Source organism: Pseudomonas lactucae (assembly GCF_036688725.1).
In the GTDB taxonomy this organism is placed as follows: domain Bacteria; phylum Pseudomonadota; class Gammaproteobacteria; order Pseudomonadales; family Pseudomonadaceae; genus Aquipseudomonas; species Aquipseudomonas lactucae.
The window spans coordinates 280,926-301,819 of the sequence record NZ_JAQQPT010000004.1; the positions used below are offsets into that span (position 1 = coordinate 280,926).

Sequence of the window (20,894 nt, forward strand, 5' to 3'; positions counted from 1 at the left end):
GGATGAAGAAGTTTCTGCTAGCGGTAGGTTTGTTGAGCATTGCGGGTACGGCCCTGGCGGCGGGCAAGCCTTGTGAAGAGCTGAAAAGCGAGATTGCAGCGAAACTCGACGCCAAAGGCGTTTCGGGTTATTCGCTGGAAGTCGTGGATAAAGGCGCCTCAACCGACGCAAAAGTGGTCGGTAACTGCGAAGGCGGCACCAAGGAAATCGTCTACAAGCGCGGTTAATCCAGTGTTGCAGACATAAAACCGACGCACTTGCCCACAGGTGCGTCGGTTTTTTTTCGCCTGCGGTTCAGCCCTTCATCAACTGCGCGAGCAGTTCGTAGGAATGAATCCTGTCGGCGTGGTCATACAGGTCGCAGGTAAAGATCAGCTCATCGGCGCCGGTTTGCTCGATCAGCACCTCCAGTTTGGCGCGAATCTTCGCCGGGCTGCCGACCATCGCCAGGCCGAGGAAACTGCCGACCGCGTCCTTTTCATGGGGCAACCACAGGCCGTCCATGGTTTTGACCGGCGGACGTTGCACCAGGCTTTGGCCGCGCATCAGCGCGAGGATGCGCTGGTACACCGAAGTGGCCAGGTAGTCGGCGTGTTCATCGGTGTCGGCGGCGACCAACGGGATACCGAGCATCACGTAGGGCTTGTCCAGCACGGCAGAAGGCTTGAAGTGATTGCGATACACCCGAATCGCCTCATGCATCAAACGCGGTGCGAAGTGGGAGGCGAAGGCGTAGGGCAAACCGCGCTCGCCGGCCAGTTGCGCACTGAACAGACTCGAGCCCAGCAGCCACACCGGTACATGGGTGCCGGTGCCCGGTACGGCAATCACGCGCTGGTCCGGCGTGCGCGGGCCCAGGTAAGCCATCAGCTCGGCGACGTCTTCGGGGAAGTCATCAGCACTGCCGGAGCGCTCTCGGCGCAGGGCGCGGGCGGTCATCTGGTCGGAACCGGGCGCACGGCCCAGGCCCAGGTCGATACGGCCGGGATACAGGCTTTCCAGGGTGCCGAACTGTTCGGCGATCACCAGCGGCGCATGGTTGGGCAGCATCACGCCGCCGGAGCCGACGCGTATCGTGGACGTGCCGCCGGCCAGATAGCCCAGCAATACCGAGGTCGCCGAGCTGGCGATGCCGTCCATGTTGTGGTGCTCGGCTACCCAGAAACGGTTGTAGCCGAACTTTTCCACGTGCTGGGCCAGGTCCAGGGAATTGCGCAGCGATTGCGCCGGACTGCCGTTGGCCCGCACGGGCACCAGGTCGAGGGTCGAGAACTTCACGTCGGACAGCGATTTCATAAGCCTGCTTCTCCAATAGGGGCGCAGGCTTCTTAGACGAACCAAAACCTGCCGCTTCATGTGCATGTTCTATGCAATGAGGGCATATACCCGAGATTCAATAGCGTGCGCGAAATTTCCTACTGATTCACTAGGTTTCTCTTACGAGTGAACTTTGGCACAGCGTCTATCCTCAGAACCCTTACTGACGCAAAACCACCGTTCGAGGAGACCGCTATGAGCATCGTAAAAAAAGCATCCGCGCATTGGGAAGGCGACCTGAAGACTGGCCTGGGTTCCATCTCCACCGAAACCGGCGTACTGCGCGAAGCACCCTACGGCTTCAAGGCGCGTTTTGAAGGCGGCAAGGGCACCAACCCTGAAGAATTGATCGGCGCGGCCCATGCCGGCTGTTTCTCCATGGCGTTCTCCATGATTCTGGGCGACGCGGGGCTAAAGGCTGACAGCATCGACACCCAGGCTGAAGTGACCCTGGACCAGGTGGATGGTGGCTTTGCGATCACCGCCGTGCATTTGATCCTCAAGGCCAAGATCCCGGGCGCAAGCCAGGCGCAGTTCGATGAGCTGAGCAAGAAGGCCAAGGAAGGATGCCCGGTATCCAAGGTGCTGAATGCGACCATCACCCTGGATGGCACGCTGGTTAACTAACACGCCTTACTTAATGTGGAGGGGGCTTGCTCTCGATAGCCCTCTCCCACACGTTGTCCTGCGTTAAATCAGAACTCGTGTTTGCAAATTGTGGTCGAATAGCCTTATGCATCCTAGGCGCACACCCGTGCACATGCATTCAGGGAGCTTCACACATGAAACGTTTTGCCTTGGCGATCATCTGCGCTGTATTGGCCACCTCGGCCGTGGCCGCGCCAAAAGATTGTGAAGAGCTCAGGAAAGAGATTGAAGTCAAGATCCAGGCCAATGCCGTCCCGTCCTACACCCTTGAGATCGTTAGCAAGGAAGAGGCCGACAAACACGACGTAGCAATGGTCGTGGGTAGCTGTGAGAACGGCACCAAGGCAGTCATCTATCAGAGAAATAACGACTGATCAGAGGCAGTTCACACTGCGCTCTTCGGCCAATAACTGTCGCGCTGAGTCATACAGCCGAATGTTGGGCGTGAAGGCCAGTGAGCGGCCTTCCAGCACATAACGTTGCCCAGCCTTGAAGTGGTCGTACTGCAAGGTCATAAAACACGTGCGGTACAGCATCTGGCTGAGGCCGCCCAGGCCACCGCCGGCGGGCACCTCGAAGTCAAAGCGCACCATCAGCTCATGGGGGCCGGGCGGCATTTGGAAGTAGCGCCCGTCGTCCAGGTTCTTTGCGTCAAGCCGCTGCGCCATCACCAGTTTCGCCCCCGGCGTCGGCGTGGTGAAATCGACCCAGGCCTGTTGCGGATCGGCGGGAGGTACTGGGGTCGACGTACAGGCGCCGACGAATACGGCGGCGGCGCAAAGCAAAAACTGACGCATGACGGGCCCTCGGCGATAGGATGGGGGTTTGCGTCAGTATAAACACGAACCTATCACCCAGGAGCAGTCAGTGCATGATCAGGCGTTTTCTTCCAGGGTTGATGGTTGTGCTGCTCAGTGGTTGCTCCAGCGTCGGTTATTACAGCCAATTGGCGGACGGCCAATGGCAACTCTTGCGGGCTCGGGAACCGGTTGCCAAGGTGATTGCCGACCCATCCCGCCCGCAGCAGCTGCGTGACCACCTCACGCAGTCCCAGAAAGCGCGAACCTTCGCCAGCGAGCACCTGCACCTGCCCGACAACCAGAGTTACCGGCTGTATGCCGATATTGGCCGGCCCTATGTAGTCTGGAACGTCTTCGCCACGCAGGAATTTTCTCTGTCGCCTGAGAACCATTGCTTCCCCATCGCCGGTTGCGTGGCCTATCGCGGCTATTACAGCCAGGGCGCGGCGCGTGGCGAGGCGGCGTTGTTGCGCCAGCAAGGCATGGACGTGTCGATAGGTGGCGTGGAGGCTTATTCCACGCTGGGCTGGTTCAATGACCCGATCATGAGCTCAATGATGAACTGGGGCGATGAACGCCTGGCCACGTTGATCTTCCATGAGCTGGCGCATCAGCGCTTCTATGTGAAGGACGACACCGAGTTCAACGAGTCATTTGCCACCTTCGTCGAGCAGGAAGGCACTCGCCAGTGGCGCGCCGCTCGTGGTTTGACGCCTCAAGGCGACACGCTGTTGAAACAGCGTGACCAGTTTATTCAGTTGATCCTCGACACTCGCAAGCGCCTGGAAAAACTCTACGCCCAGCCCTTGGCAACGGGTGTGATGCGCCAGGCCAAGGCTGCGGAATTTGAGCGGTTGCGCAGCGATTATCGCGAATTGCGCGATGGCCAATGGGGTGGCGATAAACGTTATGACGCCTGGATCAACCAGCCGATGAACAACGCGCGTTTGTTGCCGTTCGGGCTGTATGACCAGTGGGTGCCGGCGTTTGCGGCGTTGTTCAGGCGGGAAAGCGGGGATTGGGTGAAGTTCTATGCCGCGGTTGAGAGGCTGGGCGGATTGCCGGTGGCGCAGCGCAAGGTGGCGTTGAAACAATTGGAAGGTGTTGATTTTTAGGGCCTCATCGGGGGCAACCCCCCTCCCACACTGACCGAATTCCAACATGGAGATGCGGTCTCTTGTGGGAGGTGCGGTGCGACGATTCGACTTGCCCCCGATGGCGACCTCAAGGCTGCCGCAAAAACGCCTGATGCATCTCAGCCAACGTCTCAAAATGCCAGGTCGGCGCCTCGGCATTCAATTCCTCATAACTGCCAAACCCATACCCCACTGCCGCCGAATCCAGCCCGTTGCTGCGCGCGCCGATCAGGTCGTGCTTGCGATCACCGATCATCAAGGTGGTGGTGGGGTCCAGGCCTTCTTCGCTCATCAAATGCGCAATCAACTCGACCTTGTTGGTACGCGTACCATCCAGCTCGCTGCCGTAGATCACCTTGAAGTGCCTGGCAAAGTCGAAATGCCGCGCGATCTCTCGGGCAAATTCCCACGGCTTGGAGGTGGCTACATAGAGCTGGCGACCTTGGCCGTTCAATGCTTCCAACAGCGGTATCACGCCATCGAACACGCGGTTTTCGTACAGCCCGGTGACCTTGAAACGTTCGCGGTAGAAGTTCACCGCTTCCCAGGCCTTGGCTTCATCGAAGCCGTAAAACTGCATGAAGGCTTGCAGTAACGGCGGGCCGATGAAGTGTTCGAGCCTGGTCAGGTCCGGCTCATCGATGCCGAGTTTGCCGAGGGCATACTGGATCGAGCGGGTAATGCCCTCGCGCGGGTCGGTGAGCGTGCCATCCAGGTCGAACAGGACGGTTTGGTAATGCAGGCTCATTGGTCGAATCCTTGCGCCAGGTGCAGGTCTTTTAGTTTCACGTAGTTCGCGGCGCTGTAGGTGAAAAAGGCGCGCTCCTTGTCAGTCAATGCGCGGACTTGTTTAACCGGACTGCCCACGTACAAGAAACCGCTGTCGAGTTTCTTGCCTGGCGGCACCAGGCTGCCGGCACCGATGATCACGTCGTCTTCCACTACGGCGCCATCCATCACGATGCTGCCCATGCCGATCAGGATGCGGTTGCCCACGGTGCAGCCATGCAGCATGACCTTGTGGGCGATGGTCACGTCGTCGCCGATCAGCAGCGGGAAACCGTCAGGATTGAAGGGGCCGGCGTGGGTAATGTGCAACACGCAGCCATCCTGCACGCTGGTGCGTGCGCCGATGCGGATGCGGTGCATGTCGCCGCGGATCACTGTCAGTGGCCAGACCGAGCTGTCGGCGCCGATTTCGACGTCGCCGATCACCACCGCCGAAACATCGACAAACGCCCCGTCGCCCAGGGTTGGCGTGTGATTCTGATAGGTGCGAAGGGTCACGATAGGCTCTCTCTCTTCTGCTGATAGCTGCGGTGGGCGTTGATTGTAATTAAGATGGCCCCATCTTTGTCTTACCTGTTTCTTCAGCCAAGGTGCCAACCGTGAGCGCGAACAACCCTCTTCTGCAGTCCTACGACCTGCCGCCGTTCTCGGCGATCCGTGCCGAGCACGTCCAACCGGCCATCGAACAGATCCTCGCCGACAACCGCGTGGCCATCGAAGGCATCCTGCAAAGCCAGGGTAAAAATCCTACCTGGGCGGGCCTGGTCCTGGCCATGGACGAACTCAATGACCGCCTGGGCGCCGCCTGGAGCCCGGTCAGCCACCTCAACGCGGTGTGTAACAGTGCTGAGCTGCGTGAGGCCTACGAGGCATGTCTGCCGGCGTTGAGCGCCTACTCCACCGAGCTGGGCCAGAACCGCGCGTTGTTCCAGGCTTTCGAAGCCCTGGCCAACAGCCCGGAAGCCGCCGGTTTCGATGTGGCGCAAAAAACTATTCTTGAGCATTCCCTGCGAGACTTCCGCCTGTCGGGTATCGACCTGCCGCCGGAGCAGCAGAAGCGCTACGCCGAAGTGCAGAGCAAACTCTCCGAGCTGGGCAGCAAGTTCTCCAACCAACTGTTGGACGCCACCCAGGCCTGGACCAAGCACGTTACCAATGAAGCCACCCTTGCCGGCCTGACTGACTCGGCCAAGGCGCAAATGGCCGCCGCTGCCCAGGCCAAAGGCCTCGACGGCTGGCTGATCACCCTGGAATTCCCCAGCTACTACGCGGTGATGACCTACGCCCAGGACCGCGCCCTGCGTGAGGAAATTTACGCCGCCTATTGCACCCGTGCGTCGGACCAAGGTCCGAATGCCGGTCAGAACGATAACGGTCCGGTGATGGAACAGATCCTCGACTTGCGTCAGGAACTGGCGCAACTGCTCGGTTTCGCCTCCTTCGCCGAGCTGAGCCTGGCTACCAAGATGGCCGAATCCAGCGATCAGGTGCTGAGTTTCCTGCGTGACCTGGCCAAGCGCAGCAAGCCGTTTGCCGCCCAGGACCTGCAACAGCTCAAGGCTTATGCCGCCGAACAAGGCTGTGCCGACCTGCAAAGCTGGGACAGCGGTTTCTACGGCGAAAAACTGCGTGAGCAGCGCTACAGCGTGTCCCAGGAAGCCCTGCGCGCCTATTTCCCGATCGACAAAGTGCTCGGCGGCCTGTTCGCCATCGTGCAGCGTCTGTACGGCATCGAGATCGCCGAGCAGAAAGGCTTCGACACCTGGCACCCGGATGTTCGCCTGTTCGAAATCAAGGAAAACGGCCAGCACGTCGGCCGCTTCTTCTTCGACCTCTACGCCCGGGCCAACAAGCGTGGTGGCGCCTGGATGGACGGCGCCCGTGACCGTCGCCGCACTGTCGACGGCGTGCTGCAGAGCCCGGTGGCCAACCTGGTGTGCAACTTCACCCCGGCCGACAGCGGCAAACCCGCGCTGCTGACCCACGATGAAGTCACCACCTTGTTCCACGAATTCGGCCACGGCCTGCATCACCTGCTGACCCGTGTCGAACACGCCGGTGTTTCCGGTATCAACGGCGTGGCCTGGGATGCGGTGGAGTTGCCAAGCCAGTTCATGGAGAACTGGTGCTGGGAGCCGGAAGGCCTGGCGCTGATCTCCGGCCACTATGAAACCGGTGAGCCACTGCCGCAGGACCTGCTGCAAAAAATGCTCGCGGCGAAGAACTTCCAATCCGGCCTGATGATGGTCCGTCAGTTGGAATTCTCGTTGTTCGACTTTGAAATGCACGCCACTCACGGCGATGGTCGCAGCGTGGCGCAGGTGCTTGAGGGGGTGCGTGACGAGGTGTCGGTAATGCGTCCGCCGGCCTACAACCGCTTCCCCAACAGTTTTGCGCACATCTTCGCCGGTGGTTACGCGGCGGGGTACTACAGCTACAAATGGGCTGAGGTGCTGTCGGCGGACGCCTTTTCCAAATTCGAGGAGGACGGCGTGCTCAATGCCGACACTGGCCGTGCATTCCGTGAGGCGATCCTGGCTCGCGGCGGTTCCCAGGCGCCGATGGTGCTGTTCGTCGACTTCCGCGGACGTGAACCTTCGATTGACGCACTCTTGCGCCATAGCGGCCTGAGTGAGGACGCGGCAGCATGAGCGAAGCGCCTGTGATCACCAAAAAGCAATTTATCGCCGGGGCCGTATGCCCGGCGTGCAGCGAACCGGACAAGCTGAAGATGTGGACCGAAGACAGCGTGCCGCATCGCGAGTGTGTGGCATGCGGATATACCGATACGCTGAATGACCAAGGGCTGTCGGTGCCCAAGGAGCTGGGTACGCGGGTCAATACCTCGGCGTTGAAAGCGCCGTCCGACCCCAAGGTTCAGGCGGTGCAATTCTTCCCGAACCCCAAGCTGAAAAAAGACTAACGGCCCTACGCAGGCTAATGTGGGAGGGGGCTTGCTCCCGATAGCGCAGTGTCAGTCACTCTATCCATGAGCTGACCCACCGCTATCGGGAGCAAGCCCCCTCCCACTTTTTTGCGCGTTGAAATCATTTCCCAATGCTTAGCCTGCTATCATTTGTAACCGTTGATTGCAGTTCGCAACACAAAAAGACAAGCCGCTCCCTAGAAGCCGCTGCCAAACCCGTGACCACATGATGAGGTACCCCATGTCTGATCAAGATCAAGACAACCCCCGGCGTGACTTTCTGCGCAAATCCTTGACCTTGATTCCGGTGGTCACGGTTGCCAGTAGCGGCCTTGGCGGTTCGATACTGATGGCAACGCCTGAACCTGCACAGGCTGCGGTTGGCAAGCCTGTGGCCAGCGAAAAGGCCTACGAGCCCACTTACTTCACTGCTGAAGAATGGGCGTTTATCAACGCTGCCGTCGAGCGCCTGATCCCCGCCGATGAGCAAGGCCCTGGCGCCCTGGAAGCCGGCGCACCGGAATACATCGACCGCCAGATGAACACGCCGTATGCCAGTGGTGCGCTGTGGTTCATGCAAGGCCCGTTCAGCGCCGACGCCGCGCCGGAGATGGGTTGGCAGAGCAAACTGGTGCCCAAAGAGATTTACCGCCTGGGCATTGCTGCTGCGGATGCTTGGTCGAAAGCGTTCAACGGTAAAGCTTTTGCTGCGCAAGACAGCGCTACCCGAGACGATATGTTGCGCCGCCTGGAGGCGGGCGGCAGCGAACTGGCCGCGCATTTCGAAGCGGTGCCGCCGAAGATGTTCTTCAACCTGTTGCTGCAAAACACCAAGGAAGGGTTCTTCTGCGACCCGATCCACGGCGGCAATAAAGGCATGGTCGGCTGGACCCTGATTGGCTTCCCCGGCGCCCGCGCCGACTTTATGGATTGGGTGGAACGCAACGAGCAATACCCCTTCCCGGCTGTTTCCATCCGCGGCGAGAGGGCATAAACGTGGCGACCATCATGAAGAAAGTCGATGCGGTGATCGTAGGCTTCGGCTGGACCGGCGCGATCATGGCCAAGGAGCTGACGGAAGCGGGCCTCAACGTGCTGGCGCTGGAGCGCGGCCCGATGCAGGACACTTACCCGGACGGTAACTATCCGCAGGTCATCGACGAATTGACCTACAGCGTGCGCAAGAAACTCTTCCAGGACATTTCCAAAGAGACCGTGACCATTCGCCATAGCGTGAATGACGTCGCCCTGCCCAACCGTCAGCTCGGCGCGTTCCTGCCGGGCAATGGCGTCGGTGGTGCGGGCCTGCATTGGTCGGGCGTGCATTTTCGCGTCGATCCCATCGAGCTGCGCATGCGCAGCCATTACGAAGAGCGCTACGGGAAACACTTCATTCCCAAGGACATGACGATCCAGGATTTCGGTGTCAGCTATGAAGAGCTGGAGCCGTTCTTCGACTACGCAGAAAAAGTCTTCGGCACTTCCGGCCAGGCCTGGACAGTGAAGGGACAGTTGGTGGGTGAAGGCCGTGGCGGTAACCCCTATGCACCGGACCGTTCCAACCCGTTCCCGTTGCAAGCGCAAAAAAACACCGTCTCCGCACAGCTGTTTCAGAAAGCCGCCACCGAGGTGGGTTACAAGCCCTACAACCTGCCGTCGGCCAATACCTCGGGGCCGTACACCAACCCCTACGGCGCACAGATGGGGCCGTGCAACTTTTGCGGTTTTTGCAGTGGCTATGTTTGCTACATGTATTCCAAGGCGTCGCCGAACGTGAACATCCTGCCAGCGTTGCGTCAGGTGCCCAACTTCGAGCTGAGGCCCAATTCGCACGTGCTTAAGGTCAACCTCGACAGCACCGGGAAAAAAGCCACCGGCGTCACCTATATCGACGCCCAGGGCCGCGAGATCGAACAACCGGCAGACCTGGTGATCCTTGGCGCGTTCCAGTTCCACAATGTGCGCCTCATGCTGCTGTCGGGCATCGGCAAGCCGTACGACCCGATCACCAATGAGGGCGTGGTGGGCAGGAACTTCGCCTACCAGAATATGGCGACCATCAAGGCGTTCTTCGACAAGGACACCCACACCAACAACTTCATCGGCGCCGGCGGCAATGGCGTGGCTTTCGATGATTTCAACGCGGATAACTTCGACCACGGCCCCCATGGCTTTGTGGGCGGTTCGCCGATGTGGGTCAACCAGGCTGGCAGCCGGCCTATCGCCGGCACGTCCAACCCGCCCGGCACCCCAGCCTGGGGCAGTGCGTGGAAGCGCGCCACCGCCGATTACTACACCCATCAGGTCTCGATGGATGCCCACGGTGCCCATCAATCCTACCGGGGTAACTACCTGGATCTGGACCCGGTGTATCGCGATGCCTACGGCCTGCCGTTGCTGCGTATGACGTTCGACTGGCAAGAAAACGACATCAAGATGAACCGGTTCATGGTCGAGAAAATGGGCAAGGTTGCGCAGGCGATGAACCCCAAGGCGATTGCCATGCTTGGCAAAAAGGTCGGTGAGCACTTCAACACCGCGTCGTACCAGACTACTCACCTCAACGGTGGCGCGATCATGGGCACCGATCCGAAAACCAGCGCGTTGAACCGCTACCTGCAGAGCTGGGATGTGCACAACGTGTTTGTCCCGGGCGCGTCCGCTTTCCCACAGGGTCTGGGCTACAACCCTACCGGCCTGGTGGCGGCATTGACCTACTGGTCGGCGCGGGCGATTCGCGAGCAGTACCTGAAAAATCCCGGCCCACTGGTTCAGGCATAAGGAGCGATGACTATGAAAATACTTGTTATCGCAACGCTTGCACTGCTCAGCAGTTGCTCGATAAGCGCGGCCGAAACCGACCTGATCAAGCAGGGCGAATACCTGGCCCGCGCGGGTGACTGCGTGGCGTGCCACACCGCCAAGGGCGGCAAACCCTTTGCTGGCGGGCTGCCGATGGAAACCCCGATCGGCGTGATTTACTCCACCAACATCACCCCGGACAAGAGCGGTCTGGGCGACTACAGCTTCGAGGACTTCGACAAGGCCGTGCGCCATGGCGTCGCCAAGAGCGGTAGTACGCTTTACCCGGCAATGCCCTATCCGTCTTACGCGCGCGTCAGCGAAAGCGATATGCAGGCGTTGTACGCGTACTTCATGAAGGGCGTGGAACCGGTTGCCCAGGCGAATAAGGACAGCGATATCCCTTGGCCCCTGAGCATGCGTTGGCCATTGGCGGCGTGGCGCTGGATGTTTGCGCCTGAAGTGGCGGATTACCAGGCGCAGGCAGGGGCTGACCCGGTGATCAGCCGTGGCGCTTACCTGGTGGAGGGGTTGGGCCATTGCGGCGCGTGCCACACACCGCGCGCACTGACCATGCAGGAAAAAGCCCTGAGTGCCACGGACGGCAGCGCGTTCCTGTCCGGCAGTGCGCCGCTGGAAGGCTGGATCGCCAAAAACCTGCGCGGCGACCACAAGGACGGCCTCGGCAGCTGGAGCGAAGAACAACTGGTGCAATTCCTCAAGACCGGTCGCAGTGATCGCAGCGCGGTGTTTGGTGGGATGAGCGATGTGGTGGTGCACAGCATGCAGTACATGTCGCAAGAGGACCTGACCGCTATCGCCCGCTATCTCAAGAGCCTGCCCGCAGTGGACCCCACGGATCAACCGCACCAGTACGACAAACACGTTGCCGAGGCGCTGTGGAAAGGCGATGACAGCAAGCCGGGCGCGTCGGTGTATATCGACAACTGTGCGGCCTGCCATCGCACCGACGGGCATGGCTACACGCGTGTTTTCCCGGCACTGGCGGGCAACCCAGTGTTGCAGACGGCGGATGCCACCTCGCTGATCAACATCGTGTTGAACGGCGGAACATTGCCGGCCACCCACACGGCGCCGTCCACGCTCACCATGCCGGCGTTCGCCTGGCGTCTGTCGGACCAGGACGTGGCGGATGTGGTCAGTTTTATTCGTGGCAGCTGGGGCAACAAGGGAGCGCCTGTCACGGCGAGCGAGGTGGCCGACCTGCGCAAGAACGATATGCGCAGCACCTCGGGCGATGACTTGGGCCAGGTCACCCAAAAGCACTGACCGCCAAACGGCACTGGTCAGAAACCTTGCGCCTCGATACTGTATATAAAAACAGTATCGAGGCGCTTTTATGTCTACTTCGCTGCCGCCCCGTGGCCGGGGCACGGCCACTAACCTGCACAACCGCTTTGCGCCCACGGTCAGCGTGGCCGAGGACGACGGCTGGTACCAGGAAGTACCACCGACCCAGGGCACCGAAGTGCGCATCGAAACGGCCAAGACCATCATCACCCGCAACACTTCGCCGGATCTGCCGTTCGATCGCTCGATCAACCCTTATCGCGGCTGCGAGCATGGCTGTATCTACTGTTATGCGCGACCCAGTCATGCCTATTGGGACATGTCGCCGGGGCTGGACTTCGAAACCAAACTGATCGCCAAGAGCAATGCTGCCGACGTGCTGGAGCAGCAGCTGTCCAAACCGGGCTACGTATGCGCGCCAATCAACCTGGGTTCCAACACCGATCCGTACCAGCCTATCGAGCGTGAATACAGGATCACCCGGCAAACCCTCGAAGTGCTGCTGCGTTACCGACACCCGGTGACCATCATCACCAAGGGCTCGCTGATCCTGCGCGACCTCGACCTGCTCACCGAGCTGGCGCGGCAGCGGCTGGTGGCGGTGATGATCAGCCTTACCAGCCTGAACGACGAGCTCAAGCGCATCCTGGAGCCGCGCACGGCGGCGCCAAAGGCCAGGTTGCGGGCGATTCGGGTGATGCGTGAGGCGGGGATTCCGGTGGGGGTACTGTGTTCGCCGATGATTCCGATGATCAACGACAGTGAGCTGGAAAGCCTGCTGACTGAAGCCCATGCCGCCGGTGCGCAAAGCGCGGCCTACATGATGCTGCGCCTGCCGCTCGAAGTGGCACCGTTGTTCGAGGAGTGGCTGGCGGCGCATTACCCGCAACGTGCGGCCCATGTAATGAGCCTGGTGCGGCAGGTGCGCGGTGGCGAGGTGTATGACAGCCGTTTCGGCGTGCGCATGCGCGGCGAGGGACCGTTTGCCGATCTGCTGGCCCAGCGTTTCAGCAAGGCGATCAAACGCCTGGGGCTCAATCGCCGTGAAGGCTTCAACTTGGATTGCACTGCGTTCTGTCCACCCGGCAGGCAAATGGCATTGTTGTAGACTGATCAGGCCGTATGCACTGGCTTTGTAGGTATGGTCGCGTTTTGATATCACTGAGACCCGCGATCTAGAGCGGTTCATTCAGTTTGAGTTAAGTTTCGACGGTTACCTTGTTCAGCGAGTGACTGATGAGTCGGCATCTGGGTCTTTGGCGTTTAAAACTATTCCACTGGCCGAGCGTCGAACTGTCCTGAGCACGCCCCCCTGCATTAATCAAGAGGATGAATCATGAGTGACAAGGATAAACAGCCGTTGGCTGCGTCGGCTTCAGCCCCTCAGGTGGCGGAAACTGCCGATGCAGCGCTGCAACACATCGTTGACGGCTTTTTGCATTTTCATCACGACGTCTTCCCTCAGCAGGAAGAACTCTTCAAGAAACTCGCCACGGCCCAGAGCCCGCGGGCGATGTTCATTACTTGCGCCGACTCGCGCATCGTGCCCGAACTGATTACCCAGAGCTCGCCTGGCGATCTGTTCGTGACCCGTAACGTCGGTAATGTGGTGCCACCGTATGGCCAGATGAACGGTGGTGTTTCCACGGCCATCGAGTACGCGGTGCTCGCCCTGGGCGTGCAGCACATCATCGTTTGCGGGCACTCCGATTGCGGTGCCATGCGCGCGGTACTCAACCCCGATAGCCTGGAAAAGATGCCAACGGTCAAGGCCTGGTTGCGGCATGCCGAGGTCGCCAAAGCCATGGTCCACGACAACTGCGACTGCGCCAACGAAGGCGAGAGCATGAAGGTGCTGACCGAAGAAAACGTCATCGCCCAGTTGCAACATTTGCGCACCCACCCTTCCGTGGCTTCGCGCATGGCCAATGGTCATTTGTTTATCCATGGTTGGATCTACAACATCGAGACCAGCGAAATCCGGGCCTACGATGCAGACAAGGCGGCGTTCCGACCGCTGAACGGCACCGAGCCGATTCCGTCAGCGACGCCTAAAGCGCGCTTCTAAAACACTTCCCTGCCGGGTAATGCGGTGGCTGCCATGGACGCAGCCAGGCTTTACCGCGCCTGGCGAATGCCTCGGGAGAGTCATCATGCGTGCTGCTCAATTGAAAGCTGTATTGCCACGGGAGCTGCTCGCCTCGGTGGTTGTTTTTCTGGTCGCCCTGCCCTTGTGCATGGGTATCGCGATTGCGTCCGGCATGCCGCCGGCCAAGGGCCTGATCACCGGTATTATCGGTGGCCTGGTGGTCGGCTGGTTGGCCGGTTCGCCGCTGCAAGTCAGTGGCCCGGCGGCGGGTCTGGCCGTTCTGGTGTTCGAACTGGTGCGTCAGCACGGCATGCAGATGCTCGGGCCCATCCTGTTGCTGGCAGGCTTTCTGCAACTGGTGGCCGGGCGGTTGCGCCTGGGCTGCTGGTTCCGCGTGACGGCGCCGGCGGTGGTGTACGGCATGCTGGCGGGAATCGGCGTGTTGATTGTGCTGTCGCAGGTCCATGTGATGCTCGACGGCGCGCCCAAGCCTTCAGGGCTGGATAACCTGACCGGCTTCCCGGCGGCATTGGCCGAAGCTGTTCCGGCCTTTGGCGGCGGGCTCGGCTGGCAAGCGGGCCTGCTGGGTTTGTCGACGATGCTGGTGATGTACCTGTGGGATAAATTCCGCCCGCAGCGGCTGCGGTTCGTGCCGGGCGCCTTGCTGGGCGTTGGCCTGGCGACGGTCGCCAGTCTGGTACTGGCGTTGCAGGTCAAGCGTGTGAACGTGCCGGAAAACCTTGCCGATGCCATCGACTGGCTACGGCCCAGCGATTTGCTCAACCTCGCCGACCCGCAACTGCTGATCGCCGCATTCGCCGTGGCGTTCATCGCGAGTGCCGAAACCCTGCTCTCCGCAGCGGCTGTCGACCGTATGCACAGCGGCCAGCGCTCGGATTTCGATAAGGAATTGTCCGCCCAGGGCGTCGGCAACATGCTCTGTGGCCTGGTCGGCGCCCTGCCGATGACCGGCGTCATCGTGCGCAGCTCGGCGAACGTCCAGGCGGGCGCAACCACGCGCTTGTCGGCGATGTTCCATGGCCTGTGGTTGCTGGGCTTCGTGTTGCTGCTGTCCAGTGTGCTGCAAAGCATTCCGGTGGCAAGCCTGGCCGGGGTGCTGGTGTACACCGGAATCAAGCTGGTCGACATCAAGGCGTTCAAAGCCCTGGGGCGCTACGGCCGGATGCCGATGTTTACCTATGCGGCGACGGCGCTGGCGATCATCTTTACCGACCTGCTGACGGGTGTGCTGGTGGGCTTTGGCCTCACGTTGGTCAAGCTGGCGTTCAAGGCGTCAAGGCTGAAAGTCAGCCTGATCGACTTGCCCCGGGAGGGCGAGATGGAGCTGCGTTTGACCGGTGCCGCGACCTTCCTCAAAGTGCCGGCGTTGACCCAGGTGCTGTCGACAGTACCTGCGGGTGCCACGGTGCATGTACCGCTCAATAACCTGAGTTACATCGACCATTCCTGCCTCGAGTTGCTGGAGGAATGGGGGCGGGCCAATGCGGCGAAGGGTTCGAAGCTGGTGATTGAGGCGCGAGGGTTGAAGCGCCGGCTCGAAGGCCGGATTCGCACGACGACGGGGATCGGCTCGGCGCCATCAATCGGCTGACGGAACTGGATCAAAATGTGGGAGGGGGCTTGCTCCCGATAGCAGAATGTCAGTCGAAGAGTTTTTGACTGGTACACCGCTATCGGAGCAAGCCCCCTCCCATATTTGACCTGTGTACGGCGCAAGATTTAAGCCGGTTGATCCAGCGCCAGCTCAACCCCCAACTGCCGCGACAGGCACGGCCAGCGCTTCCAGGCAGCCTCGGTGTTCGGACTTTTCAGTTGCTCGCGATACGCTTCCACCGACTCCAGCGCAAAACTCTCGTCGTTAAGCATCTCATCCACCGCCAGGTGCACCGCTTCGTCCAACTGATTGGCGAAATCTTCACCGATCAACTGATGGGCTATCACGTTGGCCACGGTGGTATCCGCCGGAATCAACGGCTGGCCGAAATGCTTGATATACACATCGTTTACTTCTTCCACCAGGCGATGGGCCAGATAGGCCTCGTCCAACAGACTGTCCAGGCCTTCGTGGCCTGCCAGGATCGCCGGAGGCTGCAGAAAGAAATGCTCGGCAATTTTCAGCACCGGCTTGATCTGGCTTTCGATCCCGGCTTCGCGAGCCACGTCATTGGCAGCATCGAGCAGCTCCGGGACGAGGTCGATGTAGGCAGTGACAAAGCGGGTCATGACCACGTTGCGATCACCCTCAGCCAGGGAAATGGCTGCATGCAGGTGCGGCAATTGTGTTTCCAGTTGCAGGGCAAGCTGGCCCGTTTTGGCTTCGTGTTGATGGGCACGGGAAATCTGCTCGCGCAATGCGGCGGTGTTCATGGACGCTCCAGTGATGCGGTGTAGGAAGAGGGAGAAGACAAGGTAGCTCGTTTATACGAGCGCCTAAGACGCATTTGTCATAATTATTTCATGGTTATGCGCGGGCGTTATATCGAATTGCCATCGTTCGTCGGAAAAACGATTCCGCACCCCGTTTTTATTGGGGTTTATCGATCATTTTCGCTCATTTGCCCCTACACATTGCGGGGTTGCCCACCCTGTCTATACTCGGATTTGTAGGCAATTTGCTGATGACGCCAGACTGCATGAGCAGGTGAGGCTAAGCGGTTGTAAGCAGTATGGAAGCCGCTCCCTTCGACGCAGGTGCAAACCGGCGGGATAACAAGAACGATAAGGGGAACCCGCAATGATGCGACATCCACACGTTTGGATGGGCCTCCTGTTGTGGTCGGTATTCGGCCAGGCACATGCAGCCTGGACAACGAATATGGCGCCAGGGGCGACAGAAGTCAGTCACGCAGTGTTCGACCTGCACATGACCATTTTCTGGATCTGTGTGGTGATCGGCATCATCGTGTTTGGCGCCATGTTCTGGTCGATGATGGTGCACCGGCGCTCCACCGGCCAGGTGGCGGCCAAGTTCCACGAGAGCACCACCGTGGAGATCCTCTGGACGGTCGTGCCCCTGCTGATCCTCGTTGCGATGGCTATTCCGGCGACCAGGACCCTGATCAACATCTACGACAGCAGTGAGTCGGATATCGATATCCAGGTCACTGGGTACCAATGGAAGTGGCATTACAAATACCTGGGCCAGGACGTTGAGTTCTTCAGCAACCTGGCCACGCCTGCCGAGCAAATCCATAACCAGGCCACCAAAGGCGAACACTACCTGCTGGAAGTCGATCAGCCGCTGGTGTTGCCGGTGGGCGCCAAGGTGCGTTTCCTGGTCACCGCCGCTGACGTGATCCACTCGTGGTGGGTGCCGGCCTTTGCGGTCAAGCGCGACGCCATCCCCGGGTTCGTCAACGAGGCCTGGACCCGTATCGAGAAGCCTGGCATCTACCGTGGCCAGTGTGCGGAGCTATGCGGCAAGGACCACGGCTTCATGCCCATCGTGGTCGAGGTCAAGTCCAAGGCCGACTACGACACCTGGCTCGGCCAGCGCAAGGAAGAAGCCGCCAAGCTCAAGGAGCTGACTTCCAAAGAGTGGACGCGCGAAGAACTGGTGGCCCGTGGCGACAAGGTCTATCACACCACGTGCGTGGCCTGTCACCAGGCCGAAGGCCAGGGCCTGCCGCCGATGTTCCCGGCGCTCAAGGGCTCGAAAATCGCCACCGGGCCTGCCGCCGATCACCTGAGCATCGTCTACCACGGCAAGCCCGGCACCGCGATGGCCGCATTCGGCAAGCAGCTCTCGGAAGTGGATATCGCCGCCGTAGTGACCTACGAGCGCAACGCCTGGGGCAACAACAAAGGCGACATGGTCACGCCTAAAGACGTGCTGGCCATCAAGCAGGCGGAAAGCAAATGACGCACTTCATTGCGATTGCCTCGACCCGCCCCGCCCATTCGTTTGCAGGAGAACGGCCATGAGCGCTGTAATCGATGACCATGGCCACGCCAGTGACCATGCCCACGGCCCCGCCAAGGGTTTGATGCGTTGGGTGCTGACCACCAACCACAAAGACATCGGCACGATGTACCTGTGGTTCGCCTTCGCGATGTTCCTGCTGGGTGGTTCGTTCGCCATGGTGATCCGTGCCGAGTTGTTCCAGCCCGGCCTGCAGATCGTCGAGCCGGCGTTCTTCAACCAGATGACCACCATGCACGGCCTGATCATGGTGTTCGGCGCGGTGATGCCGGCCTTCGTCGGCCTGGCCAACTGGATGATCCCGTTGATGATCGGCGCGCCCGACATGGCCCTGCCGCGCATGAACAACTTCAGCTTCTGGCTGCTGCCAGCGGCGTTCCTGCTGCTGGTCTCGACGCTGTTCACACCGGGCGGCGGACCGAACTTCGGCTGGACCTTCTACGCCCCGCTTTCCACCACGTATGCGCCGGAAAGCGTGACGTTCTTCATCTTCGCCATTCACCTGATGGGTATCAGCTCGATCATGGGCGCGATCAATGTGGTCGCCACCATCCTCAATCTGCGCGCCCCCGGCATGACCTTGATGAAAATGCCGCTGTTCGTGTGGACCTGGTTGATTACCGCGTTCCTGCTGATTGCGGTGATGCCGGTGCTGGCCGGTTGCGTGACCATGATGCTCATGGATATTCACTTCGGTACCAGCTTCTTCAGTGCGGCCGGTGGGGGTGACCCGGTGTTGTTCCAGCACGTGTTCTGGTTCTTCGGCCACCCCGAGGTGTACATCATGATCCTGCCGGCCTTCGGCGCCGTCAGCTCGATCATCCCGACCTTCTCGCGCAAGCCGCTGTTCGGCTACACCTCGATGGTCTATGCCACGGCGAGCATCGCGTTCCTGTCGTTTATCGTGTGGGCGCACCACATGTTCGTGGTCGGCATCCCACTGGTGGGCGAGCTGTTCTTCATGTACGCCACGCTGCTGATCGCCGTGCCCACGGGGGTGAAGGTGTTCAACTGGGTCAGCACCATGTGGCAGGGCTCGCTGACGTTCGAGACGCCGATGTTGTTCGCGGTGGCCTTCGTGATTCTGTTCACCATCGGCGGGTTCTCCGGGCTGATGCTGGCGATCGCCCCGGCGGATTTCCAGTACCACGACACCTACTTTGTGGTGGCGCACTTCCATTACGTACTGGTGCCTGGCGCGATTTTCGGGATCTTCGCCTCGGCCTACTACTGGCTGCCGAAATGGACCGGCCACATGTACGACGAAACCCTGGGCAAGCTGCACTTCTGGCTGTCCTTCGTGGGCATGAACATGGCGTTCTTTCCGATGCACTTCGTCGGGCTGGCCGGTATGCCGCGGCGGGTGCCGGATTACAACCTGCAGTTCGCCGATTTCAACATGGTGTCGTCGATTGGGGCGTTCATGTTTGGCGCCACGCAGATCTTCTTTTTGTTCATCGTGATCAAGTGCATCCGTGGCGGCGCGCCGGCACCGGCCAAGCCGTGGGATGGTGCCGAAGGCCTGGAGTGGAGCGTGCCTTCGCCGGCGCCGTACCACACCTTCACCACGCCGCCGGAGGTCAAATGAACACCTTTTTGCGATGTGACACCGCCCCTCCCACCTTGACCGAGTTCGGCTTCGGCTTCGGTGAGCGTCATGGCTGACTCCCTCCCCCTCAAGCGCCTCGTCACCCGCCTGCTGATCCTGGTGGTGGCGATGTTCGCCTTTGGTTTTGCCCTGGTGCCGATCTACGACGTGATGTGCAAGGCGTTCGGCATCAACGGCAAGACCGCCGGGCAGTACGAGGGTTCGCAAGTGGTGGACCCGACACGTCAGGTGCGCGTGCAGTTCTTATCCACCAACGCTATCGACATGGTCTGGGAGTTCCATTCCAAGGCCGATGAGATCGTGGTCAATCCGGGGGCGGTCAACGAGATGCTGTTTGTGGCCTACAACCCTACGAGCAAGCCGATGACGGCCCAGGCGATCCCGAGTATCTCTCCGGCCGAAGCGGCGATGTACTTCCACAAGACCGAATGCTTTTGCTTCACCCAGCAAGTGCTGCAGCCAGGCGAGCGTATCGAAATGCCGGTGCGCTTCATCGTCGACCGCGACATGCCCAAGGATGTGAAGCATCTGACGCTGGCGTACACGCTGTTTGACATCACTGCGCGCCAACCGCCCGTGGCTGTACGCACCGGGGGCTAGCTACTGTTTGCCCGCTCAATCAGGAGAGCGAATACATGTCGACTCATGATACGTACTACGTACCAGCTCAAAGTAAATGGCCAATAATTGCCACGTTTGGCCTGCTGATCACCGTGTATGGCCTGGGCGTGTGGTTCAACGACCTGAAGGCCGCGCGCCCGGAATCCCATGGCCCGTGGATCTTCTTCGTCGGCGGGCTGTTGCTGGCCTACATGATGTTTGGCTGGTTCGGGGCGGTGATCAAAGAAAGCCGCGCCGGTTTGTACAGTTCGCAGATGGATCGCTCGTTTCGCTGGGGCATGACGTGGTTCATCTTTTCCGAAGTGATGTTTTTTATCGCGTTCTTCGGTGCGCTGTTCTACGTGCGCCACCTGTCCGGTCCTGCGTTGGCCGGCGAAGGCCCCAAAGGCATCGCGCACATGCTGTGGCCGAACTTCGAGTTCGCCTGGCCGTTGCTCAACAACCCTGACCCGAAAATGTACCCGGCGCCTGAAGGCACCATAAGCCCGTGGGGCTTGCCTTTGGTCAACACCATCCTGCTGGTGAGTTCCAGCGTGACCATCACCATCGCCCACCATGCCCTGCGCAAGGGGCATCGCGGTGCGCTGAAGCTCTGGCTGGCGATCACGGTGTTGCTGGGCCTGGCGTTCCTCGGGTTCCAGGCCGAGGAATACATCCATGCCTATAAAGAGCTGGGCCTGACCCTGGGCTCGGGGGTGTACGGCGCGACGTTTTTTATGCTTACGGGTTTCCACGGCGCCCACGTGACCATCGGTACCATCATTTTGTTTGTGATGTTGATGCGCATCCTGCGTGGGCATTTCAATGCCGAGCACCAGTTCGGTTTCGAGGCGGCCAGTTGGTATTGGCACTTTGTGGATGTGGTGTGGATCGGTTTGTTTTTCTTCGTTTACGTACTATGAG

The 20,894-nt window shown here is 60.2% G+C and carries 21 protein-coding genes; 16 read left to right on the forward strand and 5 right to left on the reverse strand.

Going from position 1 to position 20,894, the window contains the following annotated elements; all coding sequences use genetic code 11:
* Positions 1-2 precede the first annotated feature (2 nt).
* A complete protein-coding gene (locus V6M90_RS06340) occupies positions 3-227 on the forward strand; it encodes a DUF1161 domain-containing protein (RefSeq protein WP_003170748.1) in 225 nt (74 codons plus the stop codon).
* Positions 228-294: 67 nt separating this feature from the next.
* Here V6M90_RS06340 and V6M90_RS06345 read toward each other — a convergent pair whose 3' ends face one another.
* Complete coding sequence (locus V6M90_RS06345) at positions 295-1,296, reverse strand: LLM class flavin-dependent oxidoreductase (RefSeq protein ID WP_003170749.1); 1,002 nt, start codon at positions 1,294-1,296, stop codon at positions 295-297.
* Positions 1,297-1,512: 216 nt separating this feature from the next.
* On the opposite strand from V6M90_RS06345, the gene V6M90_RS06350 reads away from it, so the two are divergent.
* Positions 1,513-1,944: an OsmC family protein gene (locus V6M90_RS06350; RefSeq protein ID WP_003170750.1), complete on the forward strand. Its 432-nt coding sequence runs from the start codon at positions 1,513-1,515 to the stop codon at positions 1,942-1,944.
* A gap of 155 nt (positions 1,945-2,099) precedes the next feature.
* Positions 2,100-2,339 (forward strand): DUF1161 domain-containing protein, encoded by a 240-nt coding sequence (locus V6M90_RS06355; protein ID WP_141062771.1) that lies wholly within the window; start codon positions 2,100-2,102, stop codon positions 2,337-2,339.
* Here V6M90_RS06355 and V6M90_RS06360 read toward each other — a convergent pair whose 3' ends face one another.
* Positions 2,340-2,762 carry a PA0061/PA0062 family lipoprotein gene (locus V6M90_RS06360; protein WP_003170752.1) on the reverse strand — a complete coding sequence of 141 codons (423 nt, stop codon included), beginning with the start codon at positions 2,760-2,762 and terminating at the stop codon, positions 2,340-2,342. It lies immediately after the preceding gene.
* A gap of 74 nt (positions 2,763-2,836) precedes the next feature.
* Here V6M90_RS06360 and V6M90_RS06365 point away from each other — a divergent pair, with 74 nt between their 5' ends.
* Entirely contained in the window at positions 2,837-3,880 is a 1,044-nt protein-coding gene (locus tag V6M90_RS06365; protein WP_003170753.1) for an aminopeptidase, read from the forward strand.
* A 109-nt stretch (positions 3,881-3,989) separates the two neighbouring features.
* Here the strand turns inward: V6M90_RS06365 and V6M90_RS06370 are convergent, their stop codons facing one another.
* Positions 3,990-4,649: an HAD family hydrolase gene (locus V6M90_RS06370; RefSeq protein ID WP_003170754.1), complete on the reverse strand. Its 660-nt coding sequence runs from the start codon at positions 4,647-4,649 to the stop codon at positions 3,990-3,992.
* Entirely contained in the window at positions 4,646-5,188 is a 543-nt protein-coding gene (locus V6M90_RS06375) for a gamma carbonic anhydrase family protein (RefSeq protein WP_003170755.1), read from the reverse strand. The genes V6M90_RS06370 and V6M90_RS06375 overlap by 4 nt, the downstream gene beginning before the upstream one ends.
* Positions 5,189-5,289: 101 nt before the next feature.
* Between V6M90_RS06375 and prlC the strand changes: the two genes are divergently transcribed.
* From prlC to V6M90_RS06415, 8 genes are all read left to right on the forward strand, one after another.
* A complete protein-coding gene (gene prlC, locus V6M90_RS06380; RefSeq protein ID WP_042943974.1) occupies positions 5,290-7,341 on the forward strand; it encodes an oligopeptidase A in 2,052 nt (683 codons plus the stop codon).
* Positions 7,338-7,613, forward strand: coding sequence for a YheV family putative zinc ribbon protein (locus V6M90_RS06385; protein WP_003170757.1), 276 nt, complete (start codon positions 7,338-7,340; stop codon positions 7,611-7,613). The genes prlC and V6M90_RS06385 overlap by 4 nt, the downstream gene beginning before the upstream one ends.
* A 244-nt stretch (positions 7,614-7,857) precedes the next feature.
* On the forward strand, positions 7,858-8,610 hold the full coding sequence (locus tag V6M90_RS06390) for a gluconate 2-dehydrogenase subunit 3 family protein (RefSeq protein WP_003170758.1): 753 nt from the start codon (positions 7,858-7,860) through the stop codon (positions 8,608-8,610).
* 2 nt (positions 8,611-8,612) lie between these two features.
* Positions 8,613-10,397 (forward strand): GMC family oxidoreductase, encoded by a 1,785-nt coding sequence (locus tag V6M90_RS06395; RefSeq protein WP_042943976.1) that lies wholly within the window; start codon positions 8,613-8,615, stop codon positions 10,395-10,397.
* Between the two features lie 12 nt (positions 10,398-10,409).
* Positions 10,410-11,708 (forward strand): cytochrome c, encoded by a 1,299-nt coding sequence (locus tag V6M90_RS06400; RefSeq protein WP_332846216.1) that lies wholly within the window; start codon positions 10,410-10,412, stop codon positions 11,706-11,708.
* Positions 11,709-11,778: 70 nt separating this feature from the next.
* Entirely contained in the window at positions 11,779-12,837 is a 1,059-nt protein-coding gene (locus tag V6M90_RS06405; protein ID WP_003170761.1) for a PA0069 family radical SAM protein, read from the forward strand.
* A gap of 228 nt (positions 12,838-13,065) precedes the next feature.
* Positions 13,066-13,797 carry a carbonic anhydrase gene (locus V6M90_RS06410; RefSeq protein ID WP_003170762.1) on the forward strand — a complete coding sequence of 244 codons (732 nt, stop codon included), beginning with the start codon at positions 13,066-13,068 and terminating at the stop codon, positions 13,795-13,797.
* Positions 13,798-13,882: 85 nt separating this feature from the next.
* Positions 13,883-15,430: a SulP family inorganic anion transporter gene (locus tag V6M90_RS06415; RefSeq protein ID WP_332846217.1), complete on the forward strand. Its 1,548-nt coding sequence runs from the start codon at positions 13,883-13,885 to the stop codon at positions 15,428-15,430.
* Positions 15,431-15,558: 128 nt separating this feature from the next.
* Here the strand turns inward: V6M90_RS06415 and V6M90_RS06420 are convergent, their stop codons facing one another.
* Complete coding sequence (locus V6M90_RS06420; protein ID WP_003170764.1) at positions 15,559-16,206, reverse strand: hypothetical protein; 648 nt, start codon at positions 16,204-16,206, stop codon at positions 15,559-15,561.
* A 367-nt stretch (positions 16,207-16,573) separates the two neighbouring features.
* Here V6M90_RS06420 and coxB point away from each other — a divergent pair, with 367 nt between their 5' ends.
* From coxB to V6M90_RS06440, 4 genes are all read left to right on the forward strand, one after another.
* Complete coding sequence (gene coxB / locus V6M90_RS06425) at positions 16,574-17,701, forward strand: cytochrome c oxidase subunit II (RefSeq protein ID WP_141062768.1); 1,128 nt, start codon at positions 16,574-16,576, stop codon at positions 17,699-17,701.
* Between the two features lie 58 nt (positions 17,702-17,759).
* Complete coding sequence (gene ctaD / locus V6M90_RS06430; protein WP_141062767.1) at positions 17,760-19,349, forward strand: cytochrome c oxidase subunit I; 1,590 nt, start codon at positions 17,760-17,762, stop codon at positions 19,347-19,349.
* A 69-nt stretch (positions 19,350-19,418) separates the two neighbouring features.
* A complete protein-coding gene (locus V6M90_RS06435; protein WP_003170767.1) occupies positions 19,419-19,970 on the forward strand; it encodes a cytochrome c oxidase assembly protein in 552 nt (183 codons plus the stop codon).
* A 35-nt stretch (positions 19,971-20,005) separates the two neighbouring features.
* Positions 20,006-20,893 (forward strand): cytochrome c oxidase subunit 3, encoded by an 888-nt coding sequence (locus tag V6M90_RS06440; protein ID WP_003170768.1) that lies wholly within the window; start codon positions 20,006-20,008, stop codon positions 20,891-20,893.
* Position 20,894: the final 1 nt, after the last annotated feature.

What these genes read in the sequence shown, in the direction of transcription:
- V6M90_RS06420 (WP_003170764.1), bottom strand. Translation starts at nt 16,206, where the DNA reads ATGAACACCGCCGCATTGCGCGAGCAGATTTCCCGTGCCCATCAACAC.
- V6M90_RS06435 (WP_003170767.1), top strand. Translation starts at nt 19,419, where the DNA reads ATGGCTGACTCCCTCCCCCTCAAGCGCCTCGTCACCCGCCTGCTGATC.
- V6M90_RS06360 (WP_003170752.1), bottom strand. Translation starts at nt 2,762, where the DNA reads ATGCGTCAGTTTTTGCTTTGCGCCGCCGCCGTATTCGTCGGCGCCTGT.
- V6M90_RS06370 (WP_003170754.1), bottom strand. Translation starts at nt 4,649, where the DNA reads ATGAGCCTGCATTACCAAACCGTCCTGTTCGACCTGGATGGCACGCTC.
- V6M90_RS06405 (WP_003170761.1), top strand. Translation starts at nt 11,779, where the DNA reads ATGTCTACTTCGCTGCCGCCCCGTGGCCGGGGCACGGCCACTAACCTG.
- V6M90_RS06385 (WP_003170757.1), top strand. Translation starts at nt 7,338, where the DNA reads ATGAGCGAAGCGCCTGTGATCACCAAAAAGCAATTTATCGCCGGGGCC.
- V6M90_RS06350 (WP_003170750.1), top strand. Translation starts at nt 1,513, where the DNA reads ATGAGCATCGTAAAAAAAGCATCCGCGCATTGGGAAGGCGACCTGAAG.
- V6M90_RS06340 (WP_003170748.1), top strand. Translation starts at nt 3, where the DNA reads ATGAAGAAGTTTCTGCTAGCGGTAGGTTTGTTGAGCATTGCGGGTACG.
- V6M90_RS06410 (WP_003170762.1), top strand. Translation starts at nt 13,066, where the DNA reads ATGAGTGACAAGGATAAACAGCCGTTGGCTGCGTCGGCTTCAGCCCCT.
- V6M90_RS06355 (WP_141062771.1), top strand. Translation starts at nt 2,100, where the DNA reads ATGAAACGTTTTGCCTTGGCGATCATCTGCGCTGTATTGGCCACCTCG.
- V6M90_RS06365 (WP_003170753.1), top strand. Translation starts at nt 2,837, where the DNA reads ATGATCAGGCGTTTTCTTCCAGGGTTGATGGTTGTGCTGCTCAGTGGT.
- coxB (WP_141062768.1), top strand. Translation starts at nt 16,574, where the DNA reads ATGATGCGACATCCACACGTTTGGATGGGCCTCCTGTTGTGGTCGGTA.
- V6M90_RS06400 (WP_332846216.1), top strand. Translation starts at nt 10,410, where the DNA reads ATGAAAATACTTGTTATCGCAACGCTTGCACTGCTCAGCAGTTGCTCG.
- V6M90_RS06345 (WP_003170749.1), bottom strand. Translation starts at nt 1,296, where the DNA reads ATGAAATCGCTGTCCGACGTGAAGTTCTCGACCCTCGACCTGGTGCCC.
- V6M90_RS06415 (WP_332846217.1), top strand. Translation starts at nt 13,883, where the DNA reads ATGCGTGCTGCTCAATTGAAAGCTGTATTGCCACGGGAGCTGCTCGCC.
- ctaD (WP_141062767.1), top strand. Translation starts at nt 17,760, where the DNA reads ATGAGCGCTGTAATCGATGACCATGGCCACGCCAGTGACCATGCCCAC.
- V6M90_RS06440 (WP_003170768.1), top strand. Translation starts at nt 20,006, where the DNA reads ATGTCGACTCATGATACGTACTACGTACCAGCTCAAAGTAAATGGCCA.
- V6M90_RS06390 (WP_003170758.1), top strand. Translation starts at nt 7,858, where the DNA reads ATGTCTGATCAAGATCAAGACAACCCCCGGCGTGACTTTCTGCGCAAA.